Source organism: Advenella alkanexedens, assembly GCF_019132845.1.
Lineage (GTDB): Bacteria > Pseudomonadota > Gammaproteobacteria > Burkholderiales > Burkholderiaceae_B > Advenella > Advenella alkanexedens.
Map to the genome: position 1 here is coordinate 121,074 of NZ_JAHSPR010000003.1, position 12,638 is coordinate 133,711.

The 12,638-nt window shown below is 50.8% G+C and carries 8 protein-coding genes; 1 reads left to right on the forward strand and 7 read right to left on the reverse strand.

Annotated elements, in window-relative coordinates; all coding sequences use genetic code 11:
• Entirely contained in the window at positions 1–2,016 is a 2,016-nt protein-coding gene (locus tag KU392_RS05030) for an acetyl/propionyl/methylcrotonyl-CoA carboxylase subunit alpha (protein ID WP_217734755.1), read from the forward strand.
• A 231-nt stretch (positions 2,017–2,247) separates the two neighbouring features.
• Here the strand turns inward: KU392_RS05030 and KU392_RS05035 are convergent, their stop codons facing one another.
• The 7 genes from KU392_RS05035 to KU392_RS05065 form a co-directional block, all read right to left on the reverse strand.
• Positions 2,248–4,380: a TadG family pilus assembly protein gene (locus KU392_RS05035; RefSeq protein WP_217734756.1), complete on the reverse strand. Its 2,133-nt coding sequence runs from the start codon at positions 4,378–4,380 to the stop codon at positions 2,248–2,250.
• Between the two features lie 251 nt (positions 4,381–4,631).
• Positions 4,632–6,857 (reverse strand): pilus assembly protein TadG-related protein, encoded by a 2,226-nt coding sequence (locus KU392_RS05040; protein WP_217734757.1) that lies wholly within the window; start codon positions 6,855–6,857, stop codon positions 4,632–4,634.
• A 96-nt stretch (positions 6,858–6,953) separates the two neighbouring features.
• A complete protein-coding gene (locus tag KU392_RS05045; protein ID WP_217734758.1) occupies positions 6,954–7,334 on the reverse strand; it encodes a DUF3613 domain-containing protein in 381 nt (126 codons plus the stop codon).
• 27 nt (positions 7,335–7,361) lie between these two features.
• Positions 7,362–9,302 (reverse strand): tetratricopeptide repeat protein, encoded by a 1,941-nt coding sequence (locus KU392_RS05050; RefSeq protein WP_217734759.1) that lies wholly within the window; start codon positions 9,300–9,302, stop codon positions 7,362–7,364.
• A 5-nt stretch (positions 9,303–9,307) separates the two neighbouring features.
• Positions 9,308–10,321: a type II secretion system F family protein gene (locus KU392_RS05055; RefSeq protein ID WP_217734760.1), complete on the reverse strand. Its 1,014-nt coding sequence runs from the start codon at positions 10,319–10,321 to the stop codon at positions 9,308–9,310.
• 15 nt (positions 10,322–10,336) lie between these two features.
• Positions 10,337–11,266, reverse strand: coding sequence for a type II secretion system F family protein (locus tag KU392_RS05060; RefSeq protein WP_169293004.1), 930 nt, complete (start codon positions 11,264–11,266; stop codon positions 10,337–10,339).
• Positions 11,266–12,633: a TadA family conjugal transfer-associated ATPase gene (locus KU392_RS05065; RefSeq protein ID WP_169293003.1), complete on the reverse strand. Its 1,368-nt coding sequence runs from the start codon at positions 12,631–12,633 to the stop codon at positions 11,266–11,268. Before KU392_RS05065 ends, KU392_RS05060 begins: the two co-directional genes overlap by 1 nt.
• Positions 12,634–12,638 lie beyond the last annotated feature (5 nt).

The following is a 12,638-nucleotide window of genomic DNA, read 5'->3' on the forward strand; positions in this document are numbered from 1 at the left end:
ATGTTTAAAAAAATACTCATTGCCAACCGTGGTGAAATTGCCTGCCGCGTTGCCGCCACCGCCCGTCGCATGGGCATCCAGACCGTTGCCGTTTATTCCGATGCCGATGCCAATGCCGCCCATGTGGCCGCCTGCGATGAATCGGTTTACATTGGCGGATCCGAGCCCCGTGACAGCTACCTGCGAGCCGATATCATCTTGCAGGCCGCCCGGCAAACCGGTGCCCAGGCCATCCACCCCGGCTACGGTTTTTTATCTGAAAACGAAACCTTTGCCCAGGCCTGCGCCGATGCCGGCGTCGTCTTTATTGGTCCCCCCGCCAGCGCCATTGCCGCCATGGGCAGTAAATCCGCTGCTAAAGCCTTAATGGAAACGGCCGGTGTACCACTGGTACCCGGTTACCATGGCGACAACCAGGACATGGAGTTCCTGCACCTGCAGGCCGACCAGATTGGCTACCCGGTGCTCATTAAAGCCAGTGCCGGCGGGGGTGGCAAGGGCATGCGGATTGTTAAATCTTCGCAGGAATTTCCCGAAGCCCTAAGCTCTTGCAAACGCGAAGCCATTAGCAGTTTTGGTGATGATAAAGTCCTGGTGGAACGCTACCTGACCAAACCGCGCCATATTGAAATCCAGGTTTTTGCCGACAGCCATGGCAATACACTTCATCTATTCGAACGCGATTGCTCGGTGCAGCGCCGCCACCAGAAAGTCATTGAAGAAGCCCCGGCCCCCGGCATGACCGAAGAACGTCGCCGTGAAATGGGCGAAGCCGCCGTGGCCGCCGCCAAAGCCGTGGGCTACGTAGGTGCCGGCACGGTGGAATTCATTGCCGAACCCGATGGCCGTTTCTACTTCATGGAAATGAACACCCGCCTGCAGGTGGAGCACCCCGTGACTGAAATGATTACCGGCACCGACCTGGTGGAATGGCAACTGCGCGTGGCTGCCGGTGAACCCCTGCCGGCCGAACAGGACGAGCTGTTCATAGAAGGCCACGCCATTGAAGCCCGCATCTATGCAGAAAACCCGGAAAAAGGCTTCCTGCCTTCAATTGGCACATTAAGCCACCTGACCCTGCCCGAGCATGTCAAATTTGAACTGGGCGAGGTGCGGGTGGATGGTGGCGTACGCCAGGGCGATACCATTTCCCCCTTCTACGACCCCATGATTGCCAAGCTGATTGTATGGGCCGACAGCCGCGAACAGGCCATTGCCCGCCTGCAACAGGCGCTGGCACAAACCCGGGTGGTGGGGGTGAATACCAACGTGGCCTTTTTGGGCCGCCTGATGCAAAACAGTGCCTTTGCATCCGCCGACCTGGATACCGGTTTAATTGAAAAGCACAGCGAACAGCTGCTGCCCGCCCCCAAGCAGGCCAGTATATTTACCCTGGCCAGCCTGACCGCTGCCATCATGGCCCGACAAGGACAAACCGGCAGCACCACCAACCGCTATGCCAACAAAGCCGATCCCTGGTCAGCCACCGATGGCTGGCGTTTAAGTGGCCACTACACCCAGCATATCCGGGTCATTGACAACGATGAAGCCCGCCTTGTTACCCTGGAAAAAACCGCCAGTGGATGGCAATTACTGGATAACGACATTGGCTATGATTTTGAATGGCAGGTGCAAATCACCCCCGACCAAACCTGCCACTGTCGTTTAAGCCTGAACGGCTCCAACCACCAGGCGACCGTTGTCATGCAAGGTGAACAGGCCCATGTTTTTGAAAATGGTACCGTGACCATTATTGGCAAACCCGATGAACTTCAACACGCCGCCGACGACAGCGACGCCCACGGTGGCGGCCTGACCGCCCCCATGCCCGGCAAGATTATTTCATTGCTGGTGCAGGCGGGCGATACCGTGACCAAAGGCCAGGCCCTGCTGGTAATGGAAGCCATGAAAATGGAACACACCATCACCGCCCCCGATGACGGCAAGGTGGAGGAGGTGTTTTATAACGTGGGTGATCAGGTGACGGAGGGGGTGGAATTGATTACGGTGGGGTAGACCCCTCAGCGAAGCCAGAAGAGATCGATTTGGACGGCGGGGTTTGCCTGGGGCCACCCCGTCAGGCTTGAACTGACCCCAAAAAGTTGGATACCCATTCAACTTTTTGGGGTCAGTTCACACAGAGGGGAATGTACAGCACAGACGTTGCCACGAAGCAGGAAAATCCCCCTCTGTGGAGGGGTGGCGCGTAGCGCCAGGGTAGTTCTGGGCCCGGGGTGATGCCAATCCTTAATAAACCAACTGTGCCCCACCATCGCAGCTGACTGAAATCAGCTTGGTTTTCACTGGATTTGTTTCCACACCCAGATTATCCAACAACTTACTCAGCACGTCTCCCAGCCCGTCCAAGGATGGGTTTAACAATCCGGTGATCAAGGCCAGTAGCGCTAACACATCCTGATTACCCTGCTCAACTTCAGCCTCTCTCAAGTCATCAAGCACTTCGTCAATTTGACCAATACAGCCGGTAACCGTACCTTCCATTGTAACAGGGGCACCCAGCAATGCAGTCGGCGTGCATGGATCAAAAGGGTTACCTAACACGAGCTCTAACACATCACCAAGTAACTTAACAACCCCGGTCAACAATTTACCTTTCAAAACATTGTCAACCAAGTTGCCAATCAGCCCTTCCAGACCGGTTTTCAAACCTGTTACTATTTCATCCCTGACTTTTTTGCGACAACTCCAGCCGGAACCAGCAAAATCTTGCGGCACCGGATTGCACCCTTCTTTTGCCTGCATCGCATTCCAAAGGGAACTGCCTGTTGCCTGGTCATCTCCCAGCACGCCCTCGCCTCCTTGCAAAAGATTAACGGTTGCCTCTTTGATTAAACCATCCAGTGTCTTGCCGACTGGCAACGTATTCACAAAAACCTTACTGTCCCCTTCAATGTAATCCTTACCGCCATCGTTTGCAGACAACACATCAAGAGCCGCTTTTGAATTCAGACTTATCAACTCCTTACCCAACAAACCCAGCGATGCCAGTTCTTTATTCCCCAAAGCCGTATCCCTGCAACTGAACGCAGAAGAAAAAACATCATCTTTGGTAAGATCACCCGTACAAAGGCCCAACACAGAAGAAGTGGTTGTTATGTCCGCAATTGGCTTTTTCTCTTCAGTCTCATCGTTGCGTTCACACAGAGAATTAAGTGTGGCCTTACCCGTGACCGCCTCCACACCCACGGGAATATCCACCTTCAGCCTTAACAAACCACTGCTATAGCCTTCTGTATCACAAGTTCCTGCTGAATCAACACACAAATCCACGAATGCACGCACCGATGCGCTGTATGCCGATGTCCCCTTCCCGCCAATCCCAATAGAAGCCGGTTCAATCACCTTCGCTTCCACAGAGGCTTTCAGAATACCCCCTATACCAAGCTCCAAAGGCACGTTAAGTGCATGCTTTTTTGTGGCCACATCCAGCACCACATCCAGAATATCGCCTACGCCTATTTCCGCATTCAACGCAGACTGCAGGGAAGGCGTCATGATTTCGGCAAACAGCCCACGGCCATTAGAACCTGAACCAAGAGGTATCCCCACATCTAAATCATTCAACTCGGCTTTTATATTACTTAACACCGTGGCATCAATCAGGTTGGTGCCGGCAGCCTCTACTGCTGCAACCACAAGCGTACCCAAACCCACATTAGTATTCAATAAGGTATTCAGATCACCCACTGTAGCAACAGAATTAAGCGCGGATTCACCCAATAACTCTTGCAACAATCCGGATGTTTTAATTTTGACATTCGCCAACCCCTGAAAACTCCCGATATTGCTACCTAATACATCTAGCCCAATATTGGTTAACAAAGTCGTTAACTCACCCTCATTCAACGACAACAAAGCCGGTGCCACAGAAAAAACCGCGATCGGCATGGTTCCTTTTTTAGCTATAGAGTTTGCAGTAATCGTTGCATCCACGGAAAAAGGCAAAAAAACAGGTGCCTCATAAGTTAAGTCAACCAGTATGGCGTTATATTCAACATTATCTTCTTCATCTTCAATTTTTGTAAAATGACCTTCTTTTTCCGCATATTTAACAGGGTCCCAAACCCCGCACGACACAGTCATGTTTGATAAGACACCGTACTGGAAATTTTCTTTGATGATGGCTTCTGCCGCCTTCTGTGCCGGATGCTCTACATTATTACAGGTTAATTCCCCTGTTTTCTCAATAAGCTGAACCGCACTTAGGGCAGCCATATCTGCGGCATTCTGAAGCTCCCGCTTCATAAAAAAGTAATAAGCCAGCTGGACACCACCCAGCAGTATCAACCCCACCACCAGGGAAACCGCAACCGGTATGATGATTGAACCACGCTGGCGGTTAATAGAGGACGTTTGCATGGGGAAACCTTTTAAAACATAACTCTTTTTTTACCTGCTTTTTCAGGAAAGCTGGCCTGCACTTGGCCTATTGAATACGGTTCGTGAAATAAGGAAAAATGTATCATACTGTTAAGTATGCCACATCACGTATCTCTTCCTCTAGAGTAATTGGCCCTAATTTCCTTAATTTCCGAAAGAAAAACAATAAAAATGCCTGCAGGAGTCACATGCAGGCATTTTTTATTTCTTGGTAAGAACGAGCCTAGCGATTAATAAACCAGCTGGGCGGGATCGCAATCAATAGCCAGAGCGGTTACATCAGTACGGCCCAGTTCCAGGCCCAGTACATCATCAAGTAAAGCGGTTAGCAACAAACCCACACCGTTCAGAATGGGTTTTAACAGGTTCAGGACCGGTTTTAATAAAACACATAAAGCACCGTTACAAGTCACTTCCTTTGCCCTTTTGTCAAAAATTGACTGGATTTCGGTGCTGTCCGGATTCACTGTTGAAATTTTGTTCTGATGCTGCTTGAACAGTTCCGTCAAGTTATGTTTAACACACGTATTCCAACCCAGCAAACTGCTTAACAAACCCGCACAGTTCTGAAAATTATTACCCATCCATGGTATACCGACCAACTCAAGTAAACCATAAGGTATGCTTGTATAAGCATAAAATGCGTCGGAAAACGTTCCTCTTTTCCAAGTAGATGAGGGGCACGCTTTCACAAGACAGGTATCTGGAATTGCTCTATCAAAAGTAAAATCATTTACCAACAAAGGCGGCATATAACCCTCATCACCAGAGTTTTTGCTGCCGCTCAACACCAGATCGGTAACCTTATCAACATTATAAAAACCATTGACTTTACTAGCCTCCAAATACGACTCCAGTAAATCAGGAATCAGTTCCGGATTGGTTTGGTAATTGCCCTCCCACCCGTCCATTGATACCGGTGGCCGGAGCAAGCCACTTAACAGATTAAGCAAACCGGTTACCAAATTATCTACGGTTTCTCCCAATTGCAAAGGATTAGGTCTGGTTGAAACTGTCTGGCTCACCTCCAGCTTTTCAACCAACTCCGTGTATTCTAAAGGTTCAATGTGCAATTTACCCGACAGCACAGGCAAATGTAATAACCTGACCAATTCCGTTTCCTGTAAACCCACTTCACATGTACGCTTGTCTGACATAATGGAGGCGACATCCATGCCCCCAACACAAACGTTAAGCACCCTTGAGCTCACCGAAATATCCATGGTTTTTGGCGTTCTGGAGCATTCCAACTTTTCCAGCGTACCCGTTCCGGAAACAACATCAATGGCAACAGGCAAATGAACACGGGTCCCCAAAAGACCACTTACCAGTGGTTTAAGCAAACCACCCAGCAGGTTATCGGTATCAATATCCAGCCATAAACGAATCTGCGCACTATGCCCGGTTGTCCCTACCGGACCAATCGCAATCACGGGCGGCTCTACAATGGATAACTTTGCCTTTACCCCACCCAATAAACTCAAGTCTGGTATTTCAAGCGCATGTCCGTTCGCACCCAGGGCTATCGCTGTTTTCAAAATATCTCCCAAGCCCAGCTTTACATCAAGGGCGGCACCCAACGGATCATCTTTTCCTATACCCAGAAATGCAAACAAACCTGGCTGCCCCGCTGCTCCCCCTATGGGAATGACAGCGTCACCCAATTTGATTGCTCCCACGGTAAGGTCCAACAGTTTTGTTCTAAGGACATTAAGCTGGGCGCCCAACGTTGAGTCTGTTACTGCATTAATCGAAGCATCCAGCAGGTTCAAGAGGGTAATATTATCGATATCAGCAAGCCCATCCGGCGTCAAAACGCCCAAACCACCAATACCCAAATCCACACCCAATAAATCCAGCAAACCAGCCGGCGTTATTTTAGTATTTGCCAACCCCTCGGAATCCAGCAAGGTCAAATTATTAACATCCAGCCCCACAATTCCCAGCAAACTACCCAACAATGCACTATTGTCAAACCGCAACAACTGCGACCCAACCTGAAATGCCGCTACCGGTATATTACTTTTGGCAATTGCCTCTACCGCAATAGTGGATTTTGAAGAAAATGGCATAAACGGCAATGCGTTATAAATAATGCTTACACGAAGGGCATTATAATGACCTTCCGCATTTGCCGTATTCACAAAGTGTCTTGGCGCTGGCAAATCAGTGCGCCATGTGCCACACTCCATTTCAATCATGTCATCCGCCAGGGTATCATGATTAAAATTCTGTGTGATGCTGGCTTTAGCCGCGTTTTTCGCTTGCTGGCAACTGTCACTTAACATCTGCACACCGCTTAACACCGCCACATCAGCCGTATTCTGCAGCTCCCGCTTCATATAAAAGTAATATCCCAGCTGAACACCGCCCAGCAGTATCAACCCCACCAGTATAGAAACGGCAACGGGCAGGATAATGGAACCCCGCTGACGGTTAATGGCGGATTTTTTCATGACGAACCTTCTACAAAACACTATCTCAACTTCAAATATTTTCAGCTAGAGGAACATTTTCAAACATATACACCAACTCTAACCACTACCACCTGCTTAATTGCCTGGATCGTCAATCTTCTCTTCAAACCATTCTGGAATGGCATGATTAAAACTGTTCAGGTAGCGATCCCAGGCGATGGTGGCAGTGGCACCCAGCATGGTGTGTGGTGTACCTGGGCGGTTAGTGTCAGCCTGCATAGCCATTAATGAGCGGGTGGTTTTACCCAAAGGCTCGGGCGGCACATATACATATAGTGATGTGTCTTCGGCATAGGTTTTGGACTCGGGAAATGCATGGGTTTTCTTGCGATCCTGCTGTGGATACACGCCCGTACCGGGAACTTCCAGTGGCGCAGTAACAGCCCCCTGGGCCATTACCAATCCCGGCATGCACAAAGCGGTAAATAAAACCGCACGAAAATTCAATGACTTCATGGTTATAAACCTTTAAAAATAGCTTGATTACTTCCGTTTAAGAATGAAGTCACCACCAACAATAGAGACTTCATCAAGAATGGAACGGTCAATAGCACTAGATTGCGCCTTTGATTTTGAAGTGGGAATGGCTTGTGAAAGTGCTTTCGATGGCGCTTTGTCCGAAGCTGCCTGTGCCTTGGCAGCCAGGCGTTTTTCTTCGGCCTGTTGCTGTGCCAATTCAGCCAGGCGTTTTTCCTCGGCTTGCTGTTGGGCGACTTCAGCCAAGCGTTTTTCCTCAGCTTGCTGTTGGGCGACTTCAGCCAAACGTTTCTCTTCAGCCTGCTGCTGTGCCAATTCAGCCAGGCGTTTTTCCTCGGCTTGCTGTTGGGCGACTTCAGCCAAGCGTTTCTCTTCAGCCTGTTGTTGGGCGACTTCAGCCAAGCGTTTTTCCTCAGCTTGCTGTTGGGCTACTTCAGCCAGACGTTTCTCTTCAGCCTGCTGCTGTGCCAATTCAGCCAAACGTTTTTCTTCGGCCTGCTGTTGCGATACAGGTGGCCAGACAAACGCCGGTTGCATCATGGCAATCGGGTCATTGCTGGGAGCAGCCATTGGCGGGGGAGCTTCATTGCCTCTAACCAGCTGCTGTTCTTTCTGTTTGGCTTGGGCCACTTCGGCCTGGCGCTTTTCTTCGGCCTGTTGCTTTGCCAACTCTGCCAAACGTTTTTCCTCGGCCTGCTGGGCTACTTCAGCCAAACGTTTTTCTTCAGCCTGCTGCTTTGCCAGCTCAGCCAGACGTTTTTCCTCGGCCTGCTGTTGTGACACAGGGGGCCAGACAAACGCCGGTTGCATCATGGCAATCGGGTCATTGCTAGGTGGCGCCATTTGCATGGGCGCTTCGTTACCCCTAACCAGTTGCTGTTTGGGCTGCGGCTGTGGTTCTGCCTGTGGTGCTGTACGGGCAGGTTCAGCCGCCTGGGCTGGCTGTTGGCCCACATTAACCAGTTGTGGTTCTGGTTCGGGTTGAATTTGGGCCTGTGACTGGGCATCTGGCCGGGGCTGGATATCTGCCGGCAGCGGTGCACTGGCTGGCAACTGCAAATCAAATGACTGTTGTTGGCTGTTTTGTGCCTGCCTGTAACTTGAAGCGGATACTACTTTATCCTGTTTTTTTTTAATCTCGGCACTGGATGCCCTAAGATTGTCTACGCCCCTGACCTGGTTGTCTTCTTCACGCGATGAAGCACTGGCAGATGCCTGCACAGGGGCAGGTGGCAAGCGGCGTACCTGATCAGCAAGGGCATAAATTTGCTGACGCGCCTGCGGACTAAGATTGGCGCTTTGCATGACCTGCTCGGCAGCGGGCGTAACACCTCGTACCAGCAGGTAAAGTGCCATGTTACTTAACACCTTGGGATTTTGTGGCATTAACTCGGCAGCCTTGCCGATAGGAATACGGGCGCCTTCAATATCACCCATACGCATCCTGGCATAAGCAAGGTCGCTAAGAATAACGGCATCAGAAGGCGCAGCTGACGATGCATTTTCCAGATTTTTGGATGCTTCGACAAAGTCACCGCGCTGGCCGGCCATGAGACCAAGACCGTGCCAGGCCTGGGCTTTTTGACGGGTTTTGGTCAGACGGCGGTAAATTTCCTCACTTTGCGCATGCTGGTCTGTTTTTCTAAGGGCTTCGGCCCGCAAAATTTCCACATCCGGAGATTTACCGTATTTGACATCATATTCATCAATAAACGCCAAAGAAGCGAAATAACGTCCCTGATCCTGGGCTTCTTTGATCGTCATGATTAACAATTGTTCTTTTTCGGGCGCTTTCTTGCGCGCGTCATCCATTTCCTTACGCTGGATCATGGCCTGTTCCTGCTGCTGGTCTTCCATCAACCGCCAGGCCGAATCCGAAGAAGCGTTCACACATCCTGCCAATACACCTGCACATGCAACTGCGGTTGCTTTCTTCACCAATTTCATAATCTTTAACCACCTCCCATTCGAGACAATCCACGGAACACGGCAATAAAGCCAGAGCCTGCGGTCACAATCATTAACGCGGGCAGCAGAGTCAATACCATGACCCCGGTCATCTTGACCGTCAGCTTGCCAATTTTTTCTTTCAATCCAGCACGACGCTGCTCACGCAGGCGTTCACTAAAACGCTGCAGGGGTTCCTGAACGGCACCACCATGCCTGTCCACCTGCGCAATCAAATGGCAAATGGCGCTCAGATCTTCATTGTCCATGCCATTAATCATGCGATCCATGGACTGCTCGCGCGACATGCCACGATTATACTGCTCTACCGCCACCTCCAGCTCCAGACTGAGGACAGGAAAAACCGCCTTGAAATCTTTAACAACAATATAAAGGCTTTGGTCCATTGACATACCCACCCCCTGCAACAGGCGTAATAAGTCAACGAGCAGCGGCAGCTCATCATCAACCGCTTTCTTGCGTTTGTTGACCCGATTCATCAATACCCATTTAGGCAGCATCCATCCCAGCGCAAAGCCGAAGAAAATGGAAAGCGCATAGGTCATTAAATGACCGCCCATAATCTTCACGGGCCCTGTCACAAACAACAAAACGACCGGCAAACCAATGCATAAAACAGCGCGGGCAAATGAAAACAAGGCTTTTGCCTTGCCATAATCCTCAAAGCCGCCCAACTCCAGATAGGCTTTGTCTTCTTCAGCCAGCAAAATATCGCCAAATCGGCCCTGACCCAATCGTGAGCCCAGCTCCGCCGCTTTGACCACGGCCGATTCCAGACGCGCGTTGTCTTCTTCTACCTGATCTTGCACACCCGGAAAAACCATTGCATTGGCCTGTTCCCGCTTGTGCAGGACTTCCTCTATCTGGCCTTTACTCTTTTCTTGCCGTACCATGGTTTCAATCAGGTATACGGCCACCACCAGGGCAGCAATCGCCAGCAATACCAGGGCGCCGGCCTGCAAACTTGCTGGACTGAGATAACTTGTTAAATCCGGCATTCTATTTTCCTCATGCTAAACGGATTTGGCCAAACGATACAACCAATAAGAACCGGATATCTGCAAAACCACAGCCCCTATCAACATGATCTTGCCTGCCGGATCTTCCCACATGCCCATAAACAGGGCATTGTTGAAAACCAGAATAAAACAGGCCAGCCCTACCGGCAACAGGGCCAAAACCCAGGCAGACAAACGCAGCTCGGCCGACATGGCTTTCATTTCCGCACGGGCCTGTTCAAGATCGCGCATGAACGATGACATCCTTTCCAGCACCTGATCACTGCGGCCACCATATTTCAACGCCACACCCATAACGGAAGCCAGCAGATACAGTTCATGCAGGCCATACTGGCGCGACACATAATGCAAGGCAATATCAATGTCCTTGCCCGAGCGGTTCAGGCTGACCGTGCGGTCTATCACATCCCGCAGGGGCAGTTCGGTACCTGTCGCCGCATTGTGGAATGCTGCCCCCATACTGTTACCGATTGTCATCATGCGAACCACCCGATCAAGAAAATCGGGCAGCTGACGCACAATCTCCTTGCGAAGCCGTTCACCCTTGAGCCATAAATGGAATAAAGAAATGGCAAGCATCAGGACAAATGCGGCACCTGCGGCAATCACCCCACCAAAAATCAAAGCCAGCAGGCTGGGAATCAGAGTCGTCAACCAGAACAACACGTAAAACCGGGTCGTTGGCAACTTACCGGCACGCAATAAAAACTCATTCCAGTTCCGTGGGCCGGTTTTCCAGACCTTGCGCTGGCGTACCACTTCATCCTCAGCAGGATCGTCTTGCCCCAAACGCCGCTCAAGCTGTTCCAGCACAAACTGGTTCTTGGCCTTATGCTTGCGTTGCTGATTGGCACCATGCCACAAAACAAACGCCAGAATAACCAGAACCAGCGCCATTAGCGCCAGTAAAACCACACTGTTCATTAACGCCTCCTGCTCCAGAAACCCGGACTGGTATCACGCGTTACAGCCTGGGCGGATACAGGCGCCGACTTCACAACCGTCTCACGCATCTTGCCTTTATGAGCCTCCAGTTTACTGCAGTGTGGCAAAATACCCATGCTCACCCATTGATCTTTTTCTTCACCATCAGCACCAATCACCGACTCATAGCGATACAGCTCCTGAGTAGTGATAATACCGTCACTCATGCCAATCACTTCAGTAATTGAAAGAATCCGCCGTTTGCCATTGGGCAGACGACCAATCTGGATGATGAAGTCCAAAGCACCGGAAATCTGGCGGCGCAAACTTTCTTCACTACCATGAAAACCGGCAAACCCGGCCAGCATTTCCATCCGGTACAGGCACTCGCGTGGTGAACTGGCGTGAATGGTTGCCATGGAACCTTCGTGTCCGGTGTTCATGGCCTGCAACATATCAATCACTTCAGAACCACGCACCTCGCCCACAATAATCCGGTCGGGTCGCATCCGTAAACTGTTGCGGATCAAGTCGCGGATACTGACTTCGCCACTGCCGTCATAACCGGCCTGGCGCGACTCCAACCGCACCACATGTTCATGGTTCAGCGACATCTCGGCCGTATCCTCAATCGTGATGATCCGCTCACGAGGACCGATAAAAAATGCCAGCGCATTCAGCATGGACGTTTTACCCGAGCTCGTACCACCGGAAATCAGGATATTGCAGCGCGATGCGACCGCTGCCTCCAGCAATTGATAAATTTCTTCGTTGAAGGTCCCGAAATGCATGAGATCTTCGGGCTTGAGCGGATCCTTGCGGAATTTACGGATGGAAACCAGCGGGCCATCCAGCGACAGAGGGCCAATCACCACGTTCAGACGGGCGCCATCGGGCAAGCGGGCATCCACCATGGGCGTTGACTCATCAAGCCGGCGGCCCAGCGGTGCCAGAATGCGGCGCACAATCCGCATCACATGCTGGTTGTCGGTAAACAGAGCCGGTTCGCGCTCAAGCACTCCTCGACGCGACACAAACACATTGTCGAACCCGTTAATCAGGATATCCTCAACAGCCGGGTCGCTTAATAAATCTTCCAGCGGTCCCAGACCCACCAATTCTTTGGTTAATGCATCAGCAATTTCACGGATTTCGCTTTCATTGACGGCAAACCGCCGAGTTCGCACAAACGAATTGACTTCGCTATCAACAAACGTCCTGATCGTATCGGGGTTCCAGCGGGCAAACTCAGTCCCCATTTCTTCAATGCGTGTCAGCAAATGCTCGAACGCATGATTCTTCACTTCCTGAAAACGGCTACTGTCAATGAATCCGTCTTCGCCAAATTTAATGGGTGTCCTTATCATTTATC